Source organism: Burkholderia sp. FW306-1C-G01B (genome assembly GCF_058781685.1).
On record NZ_JBYSWZ010000004.1, the window covers coordinates 88,378 to 106,332 of the forward strand.

The following is a 17,955-nucleotide window of genomic DNA, read 5'->3' on the forward strand; positions in this document are numbered from 1 at the left end:
GGCCCGGCCGGCGCGAGGTTCCGACGCCCGCCTCATGCTCCATCTCTTCTATTCGAATCGTCACGAAACGCTGGCCGACGCGCTGCTCGAGGATCTGGCCGCGTTTCCGGCCCGCAACGGCCCGTGGGCGCCGCAGCAGGTCATCGTGCCGAGCGCGGCGCTGCGCCGCCGCCTCGAGCTCGACATCGCCGCGCGCAACGGCGTGTGCGCGAACGTCGAGTTCACGTATCTCGCGCAATGGCTGTGGGCACAGATTGGCCGCGTGCTGACGGTGCCCGCGCGTTCGCCGTTCGCGCCCGACCGTCTCGTGTGGCGCTGCTACCGGCTGTTCGCGCAGGCGGCCGACGGCGCGCCGTGGCTCGCGTCGCCGCGGCTCGCCGCGTATCTGTCCGCCTCCGACGACGCGATGCGCTACGAGCTCGCGCATCGCGTCGCGGCCGTGCTCGATCATTACCTGACCTATCGCCCCGAATGGCTGGCCGCATGGCAGGCCGGCGAGTCGGTGCTCGCGGGCGACGGCGCGCCGCGCGGGATCGGCGACGCCGCGCGCGACGACGAGCGCTGGCAGGCCGCGCTGTGGCGCGCGCTGCTCGCGGAACTGAGCGACAGCGGCACGCCGCCCGCGCACCGCTTCCTGGTCGACGCGCGCCATCTCGATGCCGATGCCGTCGCGCGTGCCGACTGGCCGGAATCGGTCAGCGTGTTCGCACTGCCGACGATGCCGCCGCTGCACGTCGCGCTGCTGCGCGAGCTGTCGCGCTGGATCGACGTGCGCGTCTACGCGCTGAACCCGTGCCGCGAATTCTGGTTCGACATCGTGACCGCCGCGCATGCCGAGGCGCTCGATGCGGCCGGCCGGCTCGACTACCAGGAAGTCGGCCATCCGCTGCTCGCCGAGTGGGGCCGGCAGACGCAGGCGCAACTGCACATGCTGCATGAGCTGACTGAAAGCGCCGCGTCGGGCGATGCGTCGCGTTTCGTCGAGAATCCCGCGCCGACGTGGCTCGCGCGCGTGCAGAACGCGATCCTCGAGCTTCAGCCGGAGGCCGATGCCGGCGATGCGCCGGCCGAACGCGGGATCGAGGTGCACGTGTGCCACAGCCTCGCGCGCCAGCTCGAGGTGCTGCACGACCGGCTGCTCGCGTGGTTCGATGCCGACGCGAGCCTGCAGCCGTCCGACGTGCTCGTCGCGGTGGCCGATCTCGCGGCGGCCGGGCCGCTGATCGATGCGGTATTCGGCACGGCCGGCGCCGGCGGCGCGCGCGTGCCTTACCGGATCACCGGCCTGCCGCCGTCGCAGGCAAACCCGGTCGCGCGCGTGCTGCTCGACTGGCTCGCGCTGCCGGAGCGGCAGGTCGGCGCGCCGGAGCTGGTCGAATGGCTGCGCGTCGATGCGGTGGCTGCGCGCTACGGCATCGATGCGGCCGCGCTCGAGACGGTGCAGACCTGGCTCGCGGCCGCCGGCGCGCGGCGCGGGCTGTCGCCGCGTGCGAGCGACGACGCGGCCGTGCCTGCGCCGCGCCATACGTTCTCCGACGCACTCGCGCGGCTCTTTCTCGGCTATGCGATGCCCGAAGGCGCGGCGCCGGTCGGCGCGTGGCTGCCGATCGAGGCGGCCACGGGCAGCGAGGCCGAACTGCTCGGCCGGCTCGCGCGTTTCACCGACGATCTCGACGGCTTCGCGCGGCGGCTCGCCGAATCGCACACGCCGCGCGGCTGGAGCGAGCTGTTCGCCGACACGCTGGCGCGCTTCTTCGATTCGGGCGCCGCGTATGCGGATGCGCTCGCGGGCGTGCGCGACGCGCTCGACGCGATGCTGGCCGCGATGACGGAGGGCGCGCCCGACGAGGCGCTGCCGGCGGCCGTCGTCCGCGCGGGGCTTGCAGCGGCGCTCGACGATCCGGCGCGCGGCGGGGTGCCGTGGGGCGGCGTCACGTTCTCGTCGCTGACGAGCCTGCGCGGCCTGCCGTACCGCGTCGTCTGCCTGCTCGGGATGGACGACGGCGTGCTGCCGAGCCTCTCGCGCGCGGACGAGTTCGACCTGATGGCCGTGTTGCCGAAGCTCGGCGACCGACAGCGCCGCGACGACGAGCGCAACCTGTTTCTCGACCTGCTGCTCGCTGCACGCGATCGGCTGCTGATCGCGTACACGGGCCGCAGCATTCGCGACAACGCGCCGTTGCCGCCCGCGGCACTCGTCGACGAACTGCTCGACCATCTCGCGCTCGTCACGGCCGGGCCCGACGCGGCGCCGGACGCGGTCGATGCCGCGCGGCGCGCGTTCATCGTCGAGCATCCGCTGCAACCGTTCGCGGCCGCGTATTTCCAGCCCGGCAGCGGGCTCGTTTCCTATGACGCCGAGCGCGCGACGCTTGCGTCGCTGCTGGCCGCCGACGCGTCGCGCGACGGCTCGCGCGAACTGCCGTTCTTCGCGCAGCCGCTGCCGGCCGAACCGGTCGAGCCCGTCGCGTTCAGCGAATTCGAACGCTTCTGGCGGCATCCCGCGCGGGCGCTGTTGCGCGCACGTCTCGGCATCGTGCTCGCCGATGCGCAGGCCGAATTGCTCGACACCGAGCCGTTCGCGCTCGACTTCGCCGGCAGCGATGCGCTCGCCGAGCGTGTACTGCCGCTCCTGATCGAATCGGATGATGGGGCCGCGCACGATCATGCGCTGCGCATTGCGGACGCGAGCCCCGAGTTGCCGGGCGGCGCGACGGGCGCCGTGTGGCGCGACCAGGCGCTCGGCTCGATGACTCAGCTTGCGTCGAACGTGCGCCGTGCGCTGGCCGACGGCATCGAGAGGCGGCCGTTTTCGCTCGTCATCGTGCCCGCGTGGCCCGATACGGAACAGGCGCTGTTCGGCGCCGACGACGCGATGCTGTCGGGCGACGCGGTCAGCGCACCGCTCGAACTGCACGGCACGCTGAACCGGCTGACGCCGGCCGGGCAGATCATCTACCGCTATGCACGGTCGAGCGCGCGCGACTACCTGTCCGCGTGGCTCGCGCATCTCGTCTACTGCGCGGTCGAACCGGGCGGCCCGCGCCGCACGCTGTGGTTCGGCAGCGGCGGTGCGTTCGAGCTGACGCCCGTCGCGGCGCCGCTCGAACGGCTCGCGCCGCTTGCCGCGCTGTTTCGCGCAGGGCGGCGCATGCCGCTGCGGTTTTTCCCGCGCAGTGCGTGGGCGAGGGTGTCCGACGGCGAAGCCAAGGCCGCGAGCGTCTGGATCAACGAGCGCGTCGTGAGCGAAGCCGACGATCCGGCCATCGCGATCGCGTGGCGCGGCGCGCACGCGTCGCTCGACGAGCCGTTCGGCACGCTCGCGCGGCTCGTGTTCGAGCCGCTCGTCGAACATCTGAAGGAGGTCGCATGAGCGCCGTGTCGCAGCCGCAGCCGGCGCTCGAACTCGATGTGTTCGCGTGCCCGCTCGACGGCGTCAACCAGATCGAGGCGTCGGCCGGCACCGGCAAGACCTGGAACATCTGCGCGCTGTACGTGCGCCTGCTGCTCGAAAAGGATCTCGGCGCGGACGAAATCCTCGTCGTGACCTTCACGAAGGCGGCGACGGCCGAGCTGCACGAGCGGATTCGCGGCCGGCTCGCGCAGCTCGCGCACGCGCTCGATACGGGCGACGACGGCGGCGATCCGTTCATCGTGCGCCTGCTCGACACCACGCTCGGCGAAGACGGCGCGCTCGACCCCGAGACAGCCGCGAAGCGGATCCGGCGCGCACTGCGCGCGTTCGATCAGGCCGCGATCCACACGATCCATGCGTTCTGCCAGCGCGCGCTGCAGGAAGCGCCGTTCGCGGCCGCGATGCCGTTCGCGTTCGACATGGAGACCGACGATGCGTCGCTGCGCTTCGAACTCGCGGCGGACTTCTGGCGCACGCGCGTCGAACCGGCGGCCGCGCGCTGGCCGGGCTTCGCGACCTGGCTCGTCGAATCGGGCGCCGGCCCGGCCGCGCTCGATGCGCAGCTCGCGCGCCGGCTGAAAAAGCCGCTCGCCGCGCTGCGCTGGGACGGCGTGACCGAGCCGGACGAATCGGCCGAGGGCGCCGCGGCCGAATGCTTCGCCGAGGCGGCGCGGATGTGGGCGGCCGAACGCGACGCGATCGATGCGTTGCTGCGCACCACGCAGCCCGCGCTCAACCAGCGCTCGCACAAGCCCGATGCGGTTGCCGATGCGCTCGACGCATGGGCCGCGCATTTCGCGCAGGGCGACGCGACGGCCGCGCTGCCGAAGGCCGCACTGAAGCTCACGCGCACCGCGCTCGTGAAAGCGACGAAAAAAGGCGGCGCGACGCCCGAACACGCGTTCTTCGACGTGGCCGACGCGCTCGAAGCGGCCGTGGCGGCAGCCGAGGCAACGCAGCGCGCGCGCTGGCTCGCGCTGATCGCCGAATGGCTCGACATGGCGCCCGGCGAGTTGGCCGAGCGCAAGCGTACGCGGCGCGTCGTGTCGTTCGACGATCTGCTCGCGAACCTGTATCACGCGCTGCATGCGCATCCGTGGCTCGCCGACACGCTGCGCGCGCGCTATCCGGCCGCGCTGATCGACGAGTTCCAGGATACCGACCCGCTGCAGTTCGCGATCTTCAACCGGATCTTCGCGCCGGGCGGGCCGCTGTTCCTCGTCGGCGATCCGAAGCAGGCGATCTACAGCTTTCGCGCGGCCGATCTGCATACCTATCTTGCGGCGCGCGCGAGCGCGAGCGCGTGCTACACGCTGGCGGTCAACCAGCGCTCGACGCCCGCGATCGTCGATGCGTGCAACCGCTTCTTCATGTCGAATCCGCGCGCGTTCGTGCTCGACGGGCTCGACTATTACGCGGTGCGTGCCGGCACGCGCGTGCGTGCGCCGTTCGTCGACGAAACCGATCCGGGCCCGGCCGGCGATTTCCGGGTCTGGGCGCTGCCGGGCGGCGAAGGCACGCTGCTCAAGCGCGATGCGCAGGCGCAGGCCGCCCAGGCTTGCGCGGCCGAGATCGCGCGGCTGATGCGCGGCGCGCGCGAAGGGCACGTGCGGCTGGGCGACACGCCGCTGTCGCCGGGCAACATCGCGGTGCTCGTGCAGACGCACCGGCAGGGCAGCCTCGTGAAGCGCGTGCTCGCCACGTGGGGCATCGGCAGCGTCGAACTGGCGCAGGCCTCGGTGTTCTCGACCGGCGACGCCGAGCAGCTCGAACGCGTGCTGGCGGCGATCGATGCGCCGGGCGACCTGCGGCGTCTGCGTTCGGCGCTCGCGGCCGACTGGTTCGGCCTCGATGCCGGCGCGCTGTGGCGGATGGAACAGGGCGACGGCGATGCGTCGCACGAAGCGTCCGCGGCCGACAGTGCCGACGCGATGAGCTGGGTCGAACGTTTCTCGCGGTATCGGCTGCTGTGGCGCGAGCGCGGTTTCGCGGTGATGTGGCGCACGTTCGCGCGCGAGCTGCGGATCGCCGAGCGGCTGATGGCCGGCGCGGACGGCGAACGCCGCGTGACCGACATCAACCACCTGGCCGAACTGACGCAGGCACGGGCATCCGCGCAGCCGGGCATCGCGCCGACGCTGCGCTGGCTCGCCGCGCAACGGCTCGACGGCGGCGGCGAGGAAGCGCAGTTGCGTCTCGAATCCGATCGCAACCTTGTACAGATCGTGACCGTGCACAAGTCGAAGGGCCTTGAATACGCGATCGTGTTCTGTCCGTTCCTGAACGACGGCGGGCTGCGCGAGCCGCCTTCGTCCGCGCTGCCCGATGCGCGCGAATATCACGACGACGCGGGCGACGCGGTGCTGCATTACGGCTGCGACGACGAGGCGGCCGCGCACGCGGCGCGGCAGGCGATGCGCGAGCAGGCCGCGGAACGCGCGCGGCTCGTCTACGTGGCGCTCACGCGCGCGGTCTATCGCTGCTATGTCGTCGCCGGGCCGTACCAGTCGTCGCGCTCGACGCGCGAAGCGCGGCGCAGCGTGCTCAACTGGCTCGTCGCCGGTGCCGGCCAGTCGTTCGACGCGTGGCTCGACGAGCCGCCCGACGAAGCGGCGCTCGATGCCGCGTGGCTTGCGCTCGCGGGCGGCCCCGTGAGCGTCGCGCCGCTGCCGGTGCCCGCGCGCCGCGAGCGTCTCGCGGCCGGGCACGACGCGTCGCAGACGCTCGCGGCGCGCCATGCGACGCGCGTGCTGCGCGATGCGTGGCGGATGGCGAGCTTCAGTTCGCTGACCGCGTCGATGGCGCGCGAGGAGGCCGGCGTCGCGGTCGTGCCCGACGACGAGCTGCGGCCCGATCACGATGCGCTTGCCGCGGCGATGCCGGACGGCGAGTTCATATTGGCCAATCCGGCTGCGCCCGAACCGCCGGACGACGACATCCTCGTGTTCCCGCGCGGCGCGGCGGCGGGCGAGTGCCTGCACCGTCTGTTCGAACTCAGCCGTTTCACGGAGCCCGAGTCGTGGCACAAGGCCGCGCTCGGCGCGCTGCACGACCGGCCGGTCGAGGCCGAGCCCGAACTCGCGACGCGCCTGCCGGCGATGATGGTGCGGCTCGTCGACGATGTGGTGCGCACCGAGCTCGTGCCGGGCATGCGGCTCGCCGATCTCGATCCCGCGAAGCGGCTCGACGAAATGGGCTTCCTGTTTCCGGCACCGTCGCTCGACCTGACGGCGCTGCGCCGGCTGCTGGTCGCGCACGGCTACCCGGACGTTGCACTGGAGGCGGGCATGCTCGCCGGATTCATCAAGGGTTTCATCGACATGATCGTCGAACACGACGGCCGCTTCTGGATCGTCGACTGGAAGTCGAACCATCTCGGCACGACGCCGGACGCCTACGGCCCGCACGCGCTCGACGTTGCGATGGCCGATCACGCGTATCACCTGCAGGCGCTGCTCTACACGGTCGCACTGCATCGCTACCTGCGCGGGCGGCTGCCCGATTACGACTACGACACGTATATCGCGGGCTACCTGTACCTGTTCGTGCGCGGCGTGCGGCCTGACTGGCGCAGCGGCGGCCAGCCGGCCGGCGTGCATGCGCGGCGGCCCGAACGCGCGCTCGTCGACGCACTCGACCGGATGATGGAAGGGGGCCGCGCATGAATGCATCCGACGACACGCTCGAGTTTACCGGCGGCCTCGTCGCGCGGCTGCCCGAGCCCGCCGACTTCGGCATCGCGCTCGCGGAAGGCTTCGCGCGCCGTATCGGCGACCTCGCGCGGCGCGCCGGTGCGCCGGCTGCGGCCGCGCGCTGGGCGGCGCGCGCCGCGTTCGCGACGAGCCGCGCGACCGCGGGCGGCCACGTATGCGTCGCGCTCGGCGCGCTCGCGCAGCGCTACGAAGAGCCGCTCGACGACATCCGCGCGGCGCTCGCCGCGAGCGGCGTGGTCGCGTTCGGCACGCTCGCGCGCGGCGACGAGCGGCCGCTGATCGTCGATCGGCACGACCACCTGTACCTGTCGCGCTATTTCGATTACGAACGGCGGCTGGCCGATGCGCTGGTTGCGCAGGCCGGCGTCGCGGTGCCGGACGACGGGCTGTCGCCCGAACGGTTGCGCGACAACCTCGCGCGTTACTTCGGGCCCGCGACCGGCGAAGTCGACTGGCAGCGCGTCGCGGCGATCGTCGCGCTGACGGGCCGCGTAACGATCGTCAGCGGCGGCCCCGGCACCGGCAAGACGACGACCGTCGTCGGCGTGCTGGCCTGTCTGCTCGATGCGCACCCGGGGCTGCGCATCGCGCTGGCCGCACCGACCGGCAAGGCCGCGCAGCGGATGCAGGAAGCGCTGCATGCGCGGGCCGGCGACCTGCCGCCCGAGCTCGCGGCGCGCCTGCCCGACACGTCGTACACGCTGCATCGCCTGCTGGGCGGCGGCGGGGCGGCCGGCTTCCGGCACCATCGCGACAATCCGCTGCCGTACGACCTGATCGTCGTCGACGAGGCGTCGATGATCGACGTCGCGCTTGCCGCGCACCTGCTCGACGCGCTCGCGCCGGGCGCGCGGCTCGTGCTGCTCGGGGACAAGGATCAACTGGCCGCGGTCGAGGCGGGCGCCGTGTTCGCGGAGCTGAGCGCGCGGCCGGCGTTTACCGCCGCGGCGCGCACGCGCATCGCGCAGGCGCTCGGTATCGACGAGGCGGCGTTCGTCGCGGCGTTGCCGGTGCCGGACGAAGCGGCGGAGACTGTGCCTGCTGCGAATCCGGTTTCCGCTGCTACACAGGCCCCGGCCCAGGCTTCCGCTTCGGTATCCGCCGCTGCTTCACGAAAACGCGCGTCGCGTCCGCGCGCCGATGCGCGACAGGCGTCGCTGTTCGACGACGAACCGCAGGACGACGCGGTTGCCGCGGCCGACGTCGCGCCATCTCCGTCCGCCGGTCCGGCATTGACCGATGCCGGCGATATCGGCGATGCGGGCAACGCCCCCGCATGGATCGAGGCCGACGAACTCGCGTGGCTCGATGCCGTCGAGCTGCCGCCGTTCGACGCAGGCGACGCGGCGCTTGCGTCGGTCACGTCGACATTGCCCGGCGTAGCCGCTGCGTCGCCCGCCACGTCCGCACCGGCGCCGCTCGCCGACTGCGTCGTGTGGCTCGAACGCAATTACCGCTTCGGCCTCGATTCGCCGATCGGGCGGCTGTCGCTCGCGATCCGCCGCGGCGACGTGCAGGCCGCGCTCGATGCGCTGCCCGCGGACGACGCGGCCGCCGCGTCGTTCCACGACGATGCGGGCGAGTCGCTCGCGTCGTCGACGGTCGAGCGGCTCGCACGGCGATTCGGCGCCTACCTCGATGCATTGCGCGACGCGCTGGCCGCGCCGGTGCCCGATCCGCTGCCGCTGTTCGACGCGCTCAACCGGTTCCGGATCCTGTGCGCAACCCGCAGCGGCTTGCGCGGCGCGGAGCACGTCAACGCGCTCGTGGCCGCGCACGTGCGGCATGCGGCGCGCGTGCCGCTCGCGGTCGGTGCGCACTGGTTCACCGGGCGGCCGATCATGGTGACGCGCAACGACTATGCGCTCGGGCTGTTCAACGGCGACATCGGCATCGCGCTGCCCGATGCGCACGGTGTGCTGCGCGTGTGGTTCAGGCGCGCGGACGGCACCGCGCGCGCGGTGTCGCCGGCCGCGCTGCCGCCGCACGAAACCGCGTTCGCGCTGACGGTCCACAAATCGCAGGGCTCGGAATTCGACGAAGCCGCGCTCGTGCTGCCGGCATCGTTCGGCCGCGTGCTCACGCGCGAGCTCGTTTATACCGCCGTCACGCGGGCACGCACGCGCGTGCAGGTGATCGGGCCGCGGCGCGTGCTGGCGCAGGCGGTCGCGACGCGCACGCAGCGCGATTCGGGGCTCGCGGCCCGCGTCGACGAGGCACTCGCACGGCACCGCATGGAGGCTTCGCGATGATGATCCGCTATACGCTCGATCCCGCCGAAGTCGAGTGGACGGCCGTGCGCGCGCAGGGCGCGGGCGGGCAGAACGTGAACAAGGTATCGAGCGCGATCCACCTGCGTTTCGACATCCGCGCATCGTCGCTGCCGCCCGTCATCAAGGAGCGGCTCCTCGCGCTGTCCGACCAGCGCATCACGCGCGACGGCATCGTCGTGATCAAGTCGCAGGAATACCGCACGCAGGAGAAGAACCGCGAAGCCGCGCTCGCGCGGCTCGATACGCTGATCGCCGGCGTCGCGTTCACGCCGCGTGCGCGGGTCGCGACCCGGCCGACGCGCGCGTCGAAGGAGCGGCGGCTCGAGCACAAGTCGCGCCGCAGCACGGTGAAGTCGGGCAGGGGGAAGGTGGTCGACTGACGAATGGATGGCCGGAGGGCCGCACGCTCGACGGGCATCGCGGGCGAACGCCCGCCGCCGCGCCGGCTGGCTAGCGCATCACGGTTCCCGCGCTGTCGAGCACGAAGTCGACGCAGAACACGACGAGCCGGCTCTGCGCGCGGATCGCGACGGCGGCCGTATAGCAGTCGCGGCCTTCCGTCAGCGAGAAGTGCGGGCCCATCAGTGCGACGCGCCCGGGCGCGGCGATCGCGCGCTGGAAGTACGGGCGCCGCGACCAGTTGCTGTGGGTTTCGGGGAACAGCGGCGACAGGCGGGTGGCGCTCGAGTGGCCGTCGTCGGGGGGCGCGCCGATCGACGGCAGGAACTGCTCGCCGATCTCGTCGGTGACGAACACGCGGCGCGCGGCGGGCACCGCGAACACGCGTTGCGCGGCATCCTGCAGGTTGCCGCTCGCGGAAAACGCGGCCGCGCCGGTGAGCACGAGCCGCTCGATCGCGTCGAAGCCCGGCTGCTCGGCGACGGCCGGCGTGTGCCGGCGCGCGATGAAGCGCTGCCACGCGGCGTCGAGCATCGCGGGTGCGGCTGCGCTCGCGTGCGCGATCGATGTGTCGGGCTGGCCGAACTGGAAACCCTGCACGAAATCGATGTCGGCCTCCATCAGCGCCTGCAGCGCGTCGTCGCTTTCGACGCCCTCGGCAAGCACCATCGCGCCGGCCTGGTGCAGCATCGACACGAGGTGATGCATGATGCGGCGGTCGTCGGCCGACCCGGTCGAGCGCTCGACGAGCGAGCGATCGAGCTTGACGATGTCGGGCCGCGCGCGCCACACGCGGTCGAAATTCGAGAATCCCGTGCCGAAATCGTCGATCGCGATCAGGAAGTCGCGATGCTGGATCATGTCGATCGTGCGGGCGAGCGCGGCTTCGTCGCGCGACGGCTGTTCGACGACTTCCAGCACGACGCGGTTCGGCGGCAACCCGAAATGCCGGCACAGCGCCTCGACGAACTCGCGCTGTACGAGGCCCGAATCGAGCACGCGCGGCGTCACGTTCAGGAACAGCCAGCCGTCGCCGATGCCCTGCGCGACGAAATTGGCCGTGTGCAGGCAGCGCGCGAGCCGGTCGAGCAGCAGCGCATCGGCATCTGTGCGCGTCTTGTCGAGGAGGGCGGTGGGCGAGACCAGCGCACCGTTCGCGTCGACGACGCGCAGCAGCGCCTCGTAGCCGACGACGCGCTTGTGCGTGATCGACAGCACGGGCTGGAATACGCTGCGCAGCGTCGTGGTGCGATAGGTGGCGAGCCAGCCGCCGGGCGTCAGCGTGAGGCGTTCGAGCAAGGAGTCGAGCGATAGGTCGTGGGCGGACTTCATGTCAACGGTGCCCAGGGGCAAGCGGCGGGGCGGCAGCGCGTTGCCACACTGGAGCAGTCGCACGCGCAGGCGGACGCGAAAGAACGTGGGGCATCGTGACCGCCTTCTGCGGATGAGTGTTCCGAGTGTAACGGGAATGCGGCGCCGCGCGTATCAGGGAAACTCCACACGCACGCGGTACGCGGCCGCGGCCATTGCAGTGCGCAGCGATGACCGGCGCCGCCCGAGTGAGCGCAGTGCATCACCGCCACGAAGCGAAGGGCGCCGCGCAAGCACATGACAATCCGGTGGCATGGGGCGATGGCATGACCGTGCGTCGTGGCCGCATGGCGTGCGTGGCGGCGCGGGAAAACCCGCGGCGGACAGCCCCACGCGCGGGCGGGCGTTGCCGTCGGATGAATGCCGGCGCGCCGGGGGAACCGGTTGCGCTCGGCCGTCGGCGGTCACCGCACGACGGTCGGCAGCGCGTGCGCGTTGATTCTCAGGTCGCTTCGCCGCTACGCGGCCCCAGACCGGGAATCCGCTTGATCACGCCGGTCGCGAGCGCGGTGCCGACGAGCACGATCGCGCAGCCTTCGATCATCACGGCCGACACGTGTTCGTCGAGGAACAGCGCGCCCCACAGCAGGCCGAATACCGGGATCACGAACGTCACGGTAATCGCGCGGGCGGGGCCGACATGCGCGATCAGGTAGAAGAAGATGAAATACGCGATGCCCGTGCATGCGATGCCGAGGCCGAGCACGGCGCCCCATGCGTGCGCGCCGACCGACGCGGCCGGCCAGGTGGCGATCGCGAACGGCAGCAGCAGGACGGTCGAGCCGATCATGCTGCCGGTCGCGTTGACGAGCGGGTCGACGCCGCTGAGCTTGCGCTTCGTGTAATTGGCCGCGATGCCGTACAGCAGTGTCGCGCCGAGCGCCGCGGCGGCGGCAAGCGCCGTCGTGCCGGCGCCCGTGTCGTCGTGCGCATTCGCGATCTGGTTCCACACGAGCGTGATCACGCCGGCAAAACCGATCACGAGGCCGAGCGCGCGCGGCAGCGACAGTTTGTCCTTCAGCCACAGGTAGGCCACGAGCGCGCCCCACAGCGGCGTCGTCGCGTTGATCACCGACGTCAGGCCGGCCGACAGCGTCAGTTCGGCGAACGCGAACAGGCAGAACGGTATGCCCGAGTTCAGCGCGCCGACGACGAACAATGGCCATGCATGACGGCGCAGCCGCGCGCCGAGATCGGCGGGTTTGAAGCGCGTCAGCGCAAAGCCGGTGAGAAACAGCGCACCGATGCCCACGCGCAGCGCCATCAGCGGCGCGACGCCGAAATCGATCACGCCGATCCGGATGAACAGGAACGACGCGCCCCACAGGGCAGCGAGCACGGTCAGCAGAATGGCGTTCTTGGGCGACATCGATCGGGAGGGAGAGGGACGGGATGCGGAGGATCTTACACCGCGTTACCACGCCGTCGTTTCACGATTCGATGAAACGACAAGAAACGGCAAGAAACGGGAATGCCGCCGGTTGCGGGCGGAGGGTCGGCTGCCGGCGGTATTGCCGTTCAGTGATGGCGCCAGCCGCCGCCGCGTCCGCCGAAACCGAAATTGAGCGACAGCGCCGGTCCCCAATAGCCGCCCCACGCCGGGCCGTAAGCGGGCGCGTACGCAGGCGCCGGATAGTAGTAGGCGGGGCCCGGCTCGACGTACACGGGCGCCGGCTGCACCGGTGCCGCCGTGTAATAGCCGCCAGGATAATAGCCGTACGGGTAGTAGCAGCCGGCGAGCGTCGTGCAGGCGAGCGCCGCGGCGACGAGGGTCCTGTTCATGATGTCTCTCCGGCGGAGCCGGCAATCGGCAGATGCTTAAGCTTAGGCCGCGCGCCGATGACACGGTGTGCAAAACGGTAACGGATCATTTCCGGATCGCTGCTGCCCGTGTTGCGGCGCCACATGCGAAAACGGCGCTTCCGCACTGCGGAAACGCCGTCTGATTGAAATGTTGCGCCGCGTCTGGCAGACGGCGTCTAGCCGTTTTACTTGCCGATCTGGTTGCCGATGATGCCGCCAGCCGCCGCGCCGCCCAGCGTCGACAGCGCGTTGCCGCCGATCGCCGCGCCGGCGACGCCGCCGACACCCGCACCGATTGCCGTGTCGCGCTGGCGTCTCGTCATCGAATCGCAGGCCGACAGGCTTGTCACCGTTGCGACGAGGAGCGCGCATACCCCAATACGCCGAATCGATTTCATGATCGTTGTCCTGTGGTTGTGAACGGAGGACGCGCGACCGGCGGGCGGCCACGCATGTTTTCAATCTACGCGCCGTCCCGCGCCGCTGCTGTAAGGACTTGTTAAGCCTCGCGCGGTTTCGTAATCATTTGTTTCTCCGTGCGCCGGCAGGCACGCGACATGCGCAGAGCACGCGACATGCGTAAAAAAGCCCGCTCGAAAGCGGGCTTCGTGCATCGCGATGCGTTTCCGGTGCGGATCGCCGCGTTCGCTCGTTCGCTTATTGACGGTGATAGATCTCGGCGCCGGTCTTGACGAACTCGACCGCCTTCACTTCCATCCCCTTCTTCAGCGCTTCGGTTTCCGACACGCCCTGCTGCGCGGCAAATTCGCGCACGTCCTGCGTGATCTTCATCGAGCAGAAGTGCGGGCCGCACATCGAGCAGAAGTGCGCGACCTTCGCCGAATCCTTCGGCAGCGTTTCGTCGTGGAATTCGCGCGCCTTGTCCGGATCGAGACCGATGTTGAACTGGTCTTCCCAGCGGAATTCGAAGCGCGCCTTCGACAGCGCGTTGTCGCGCACCTGTGCGCCCGGGTGACCCTTGGCGAGGTCGGCGGCGTGCGCGGCGAGCTTGTACGTGATGATGCCTTCCTTCACGTCGTCCTTGTTCGGCAGGCCGAGGTGCTCCTTCGGCGTCACGTAGCACAGCATCGCGGTGCCGAACCAGCCGATCATCGCGGCGCCGATGCCCGACGTGATGTGGTCGTAGCCCGGTGCGATGTCGGTGGTGAGCGGCCCGAGCGTGTAGAACGGCGCTTCCTTGCACCAGTCGAGCTGGAGATCCATGTTCTCCTTGATCAGCTGCATCGGCACGTGGCCGGGGCCTTCGATCATCACCTGCACGTCGTGCTTCCACGCGATCTGCGTGAGTTCGCCGAGCGTCTTCAGCTCGCCGAGCTGCGCTTCGTCGTTCGCGTCGTAGATCGAGCCGGGACGCAGGCCGTCGCCGAGCGAGAAGCTCACGTCGTACGCCTTCATGATCTCGCAGATCTCTTCGAAGTGTTCGTACAGGAAGCTTTCCTTGTGATGCGCGAGGCACCACTTCGCCATGATCGAGCCGCCGCGCGACACGATGCCGGTCATCCGGTTCGCGGTGAGCGGCACGTACTGCAGGCGCACGCCCGCGTGGATCGTGAAGTAGTCGACGCCTTGCTCGGCCTGTTCGATCAGCGTGTCGCGGAAGATTTCCCAGGTCAGGTCCTCGGCCTTGCCGTTGACCTTTTCGAGTGCCTGGTAGATCGGCACGGTGCCGATCGGCACCGGGCTGTTGCGGATGATCCACTCGCGCGTTTCATGGATGTGCTTGCCGGTCGACAGGTCCATCACCGTGTCGCCGCCCCAGCGGATCGCCCACGTCATCTTGTCGACTTCCTCGCCGATCGACGACGTGACGGCCGAGTTGCCGATGTTCGCGTTGATCTTCACGAGGAAGTTGCGGCCGATGATCATCGGCTCCGATTCCGGATGGTTGATGTTCGCGGGGATGATCGCGCGGCCGCGCGCGATTTCGTCGCGCACGAATTCGGGCGTGATCTCGGCCAGCGCATTCGCGCCGAATGCGGCAGCGCCGAACGCCTGGCCCGGATGCTGGCGCCCCATCATTGCGGCGAGCTTCGCGCCGTTCGGGCCGCTCGACTTCAGGCTCTCGATGTACTCGGCGCGACGCTGGTTCTCGCGGATCGCGATGTATTCCATTTCCGGCGTGATGATGCCCTGACGCGCGTAGTGCATCTGCGTGACGTTCTTGCCGGCCTGCGCGCGGCGCGGGTTGCGGTGCAGGCCCGGGAAACGCAGGTCGGCGGTGGCCGGATCGGCCGCGCGCTCGAGGCCGTATCGGCTCGACAGGCCGGGGAGCACTTCGGTGTCGCCGCGCGCTTCGATCCAGCGCTGGCGCAGCGCGGGCAGGCCCGCGCGGATGTCGATCTTGGCTTCCGGATCGGTGTAGGGGCCCGACGTGTCGTACACGTAGATCGGCGGATTCTTTTCGCCGCCGAAACCGGTCGGCGTGTCGGCCTGCGTGATTTCGCGCATCGGTACGCGGATGTCGGGCTGCGAGCCGGTCACATAGACTTTCCGCGAATTCGGCAGCGGCGCGACGGCAGCGGCATCGACGTGGGCGTCGGCGGACAGAAACTTCGGATTGGCGTTCATGCGATCTCCTGTGTGAGCGCCGGACAGGCGCTTCGGCGCTTGCCCGGAGCCCTTGGCGAATGTGGGGCTCGAGCTAAGCAGGAGACGAGGCTTGGTGAGGCGGCGGATTTCGTCAGAAGGATGGCGGCGGAATCCGTACGCTTCCCTGCGCTGGCATTATCCAGATCAGGTTCAAAGGGTATTTCTCACCCGCAATGCCGGTTTGTTGACCGGGCGCATTGCAGGACCCCCGCGTTAGCAGCGCACACGATACACTGGCTTTGCGGCGGTTTCAACCGGTGGCAGATCGGTTGCCGCGGTGCAGTTGCAGCATTGCGGGCGGCGCGCCTGCCGCGCAAGACGCGATGCATGACACCGCCGCACGGCCCTGCAGCCCGGCTGACAACGACGGCGCGGTGCAGCATTGCGGCACTTTTGGCAGCCCCTCAAAAAATATTTTCGAAACGACTGTCATTTCCCGCGACGTCCTCCGTCTATTCGGCTCCTCAAACCCATGTTTCGGAGAGATGTCATGAAAAAAGTACTGATCGCAGCCTGTGTCGCCGGTTTCGCCATGGTCGCAACGGGCGCGTATGCGCAGAACGACGCGATGTCGAAGGAAGGTTCGTCGATGTCGAAGGACGCGATGGGCCACGACGCGATGGCGAAGGACGACGCGATGGCCAAGGACGGCGCGATGAAGAAGGGCGCCATGAAGAAGCACGCGATGAAGAAGGACGCGATGTCGCACGACTCGATGGGCAAGCCGAAGTCGGACGACAAGATGGCCCCGTCGAACTGACGGAAACGGACGGAGCGCGGCCGACGCGCGTGTCGCCGCTGCGTGCCGGGACGGCACGCGGGGCACGCGCCACGCCGCGCGTCAGCGCATGCGTTGCGTGGCCGGTCTCCGGCCCCGTCTCGCGCTCCGTCGCCTCATTCCGGGAGTTTTCATCATGCAAACCGTTCCCGCCACCGGGCGCGCGGCCGCCACGCCACCCGCACGTCCGATCCATCCGCTGTGGGTGCGCGCGAGCCACTGGCTCAACGCGCTCGCGGCCGTGCTGATGGCGCTGTCCGGCTGGCGCATCTACGACGCGTCGCCGATCTATCCGCCGTTCACGTTTCCTCACGGCATCACGATCGGCGGCTGGCTCGGCGGTGCGCTGCAATGGCATTTCGCGGCGATGTGGCTGCTCGTCGGCAACGGGCTGTTCTACCTCGCGATGTCGCTTGCGACCGGGCGCCTTGTGCGCAAGATGCTGCCCGTCACGCCGGCGTCCGTGTGGCGCGACGTACGCGCCGCGCTCGGCGGGCGGTTGTCGCACGCCGACCTGAGCGTCTACAACGCGGTGCAGCGCGCGGCGTACCTGACCGCGATCGTCGATCTCGTCGTGCTGGTGCTGTCGGGGCTCGCGATCTGGAAGTCCGTGCAGTTCCCACTGTTGCGCGAGCTGTTCGGCGGTTACGACAACGCGCGCGTCGTGCATTTCTGGGCGATGTCGCTGCTCGTCGCATTTTTTGTCGTACACGTCGCAATGGCGCTGCTGGTGCCGCGCTCGCTGCTCGCGATGCTGCGCGGCCGCTGACCCGCGAGCCGCGGGCGAAGGAAATCATCATGTCGGAATCCGAAAACAGGCGCGGCCAGCCGCGCTGGACCCTCGACCGGAAGTCGCTCGAACTCGACGTGCGCCGCGAGCTCGAGATGCCGTCGCGGCGGCTTTTCAACCGGCGCGTGCTGACGCTCGGCGGGCTGACGATGCTGACCGGCTGCACGCTGCAGGACGATGCGTCGGTCAACACGTTCCTCGAGAAAGTGTCGCGCATGAACGATCGCGTGCAGGCCTGGCTGTTCAGCCCCGACCGGCTCGCGCCGACCTACACCGAAGCCGACATCACGCGGCCGTTCCCGTTCAACGCGTACTACGGGATCGACGACGTGCCGCACGTCGATGCGTCGACGTATCGGCTCGTGCTGTCCGGCCGCGTGACGGGCAAGCGCGTGTGGACGCTCGACGAGCTGTATGCGCTGCCGCACGCGGAGCAGATCACGCGGCATATCTGCGTGGAAGGGTGGAGCGCGATCGGCCGCTGGGGCGGCACGCCGTTCGGCGCGTTCCTCGCGCGCGCCGGCGCCGACACGCGTGCGAAATACGTCGGCTTCAAGTGCGCGGACGACTACTACGAGAGCATCGACATGCCGACCGCGCTGCATCCGCAGACGCTGCTCGCGTTCGACTACGACGGCCGCCGGCTGCCGCCGGAATTCGGTTTTCCGATGAAGCTGCGGATGCCGACCAAGCTCGGCTACAAGAACCCGAAGCACATCATGGAAATCTTCGTGACCGATACGTTTCCGGGCGGCTACTGGGTCGATCAGGGGTACAACTGGTTCGGCGGGTCGTGAGCGCCG

The 17,955-nt window shown here is 69.9% G+C and carries 12 protein-coding genes and 1 riboswitch; of the genes, 7 read left to right on the forward strand and 5 right to left on the reverse strand.

The genetic code is table 11. The features are described 5' to 3' along the window. Positions 1–34: 34 nt before the first annotated feature. The 4 genes from recC to arfB are packed head-to-tail and all read left to right on the forward strand — an operon-like array spanning position 35 to position 9,781. Positions 35–3,373, forward strand: a complete 3,339-nt coding sequence (gene recC, locus AC3WLY_RS09940; RefSeq protein ID WP_425133280.1) for an exodeoxyribonuclease V subunit gamma — start codon at positions 35–37, stop codon at positions 3,371–3,373. After that, positions 3,370–7,080 (forward strand): exodeoxyribonuclease V subunit beta, encoded by a 3,711-nt coding sequence (gene recB, locus AC3WLY_RS09945; protein WP_492308584.1) that lies wholly within the window; start codon positions 3,370–3,372, stop codon positions 7,078–7,080. The genes recC and recB overlap by 4 nt, the downstream gene beginning before the upstream one ends. Then, positions 7,077–9,380 (forward strand): AAA family ATPase, encoded by a 2,304-nt coding sequence (locus tag AC3WLY_RS09950; RefSeq protein WP_492308583.1) that lies wholly within the window; start codon positions 7,077–7,079, stop codon positions 9,378–9,380. The genes recB and AC3WLY_RS09950 overlap by 4 nt, the downstream gene beginning before the upstream one ends. Continuing rightward, a complete protein-coding gene (gene arfB / locus AC3WLY_RS09955) occupies positions 9,377–9,781 on the forward strand; it encodes an alternative ribosome rescue aminoacyl-tRNA hydrolase ArfB (protein ID WP_174380472.1) in 405 nt (134 codons plus the stop codon). Before AC3WLY_RS09950 ends, arfB begins: the two co-directional genes overlap by 4 nt. Positions 9,782–9,851: 70 nt before the next feature. Here arfB and AC3WLY_RS09960 read toward each other — a convergent pair whose 3' ends face one another. The 5 genes from AC3WLY_RS09960 to thiC all read right to left on the reverse strand — a co-directional run bounded on the left by AC3WLY_RS09960 (position 9,852) and on the right by thiC (position 15,563). Further along, on the reverse strand, positions 9,852–11,132 hold the full coding sequence (locus AC3WLY_RS09960) for a sensor domain-containing phosphodiesterase (RefSeq protein WP_492308582.1): 1,281 nt from the start codon (positions 11,130–11,132) through the stop codon (positions 9,852–9,854). A gap of 481 nt (positions 11,133–11,613) precedes the next feature. Beyond that, positions 11,614–12,540 (reverse strand): DMT family transporter, encoded by a 927-nt coding sequence (locus AC3WLY_RS09965; protein WP_492308581.1) that lies wholly within the window; start codon positions 12,538–12,540, stop codon positions 11,614–11,616. Positions 12,541–12,689: 149 nt separating this feature from the next. After that, positions 12,690–12,953 carry a hypothetical protein gene (locus tag AC3WLY_RS09970; RefSeq protein ID WP_175962381.1) on the reverse strand — a complete coding sequence of 88 codons (264 nt, stop codon included), beginning with the start codon at positions 12,951–12,953 and terminating at the stop codon, positions 12,690–12,692. A 206-nt stretch (positions 12,954–13,159) separates the two neighbouring features. Continuing rightward, entirely contained in the window at positions 13,160–13,372 is a 213-nt protein-coding gene (locus AC3WLY_RS09975) for a YMGG-like glycine zipper-containing protein (protein ID WP_034183179.1), read from the reverse strand. 259 nt (positions 13,373–13,631) lie between these two features. Continuing rightward, on the reverse strand, positions 13,632–15,563 hold the full coding sequence (thiC, locus tag AC3WLY_RS09980) for a phosphomethylpyrimidine synthase ThiC (protein ID WP_072435924.1): 1,932 nt from the start codon (positions 15,561–15,563) through the stop codon (positions 13,632–13,634). 124 nt (positions 15,564–15,687) lie between these two features. Then, a riboswitch (TPP riboswitch) is annotated at positions 15,688–15,804 on the reverse strand. Between the two features lie 270 nt (positions 15,805–16,074). On the opposite strand from thiC, the gene AC3WLY_RS09985 reads away from it, so the two are divergent. From AC3WLY_RS09985 to AC3WLY_RS09995, 3 genes are all read left to right on the forward strand, one after another. Further along, the gene (locus tag AC3WLY_RS09985) at positions 16,075–16,344 is read left to right on the forward strand and encodes a pentapeptide MXKDX repeat protein (RefSeq protein WP_072435923.1); all 270 of its coding nucleotides are present in this window, start codon (positions 16,075–16,077) and stop codon (positions 16,342–16,344) included. Between the two features lie 154 nt (positions 16,345–16,498). Next, on the forward strand, positions 16,499–17,131 hold the full coding sequence (locus tag AC3WLY_RS09990) for a cytochrome b/b6 domain-containing protein (protein ID WP_034183182.1): 633 nt from the start codon (positions 16,499–16,501) through the stop codon (positions 17,129–17,131). A gap of 29 nt (positions 17,132–17,160) precedes the next feature. After that, a complete protein-coding gene (locus tag AC3WLY_RS09995) occupies positions 17,161–17,949 on the forward strand; it encodes a molybdopterin-dependent oxidoreductase (RefSeq protein ID WP_425132253.1) in 789 nt (262 codons plus the stop codon). The last annotated feature ends 6 nt before the right edge of the window (positions 17,950–17,955 follow it).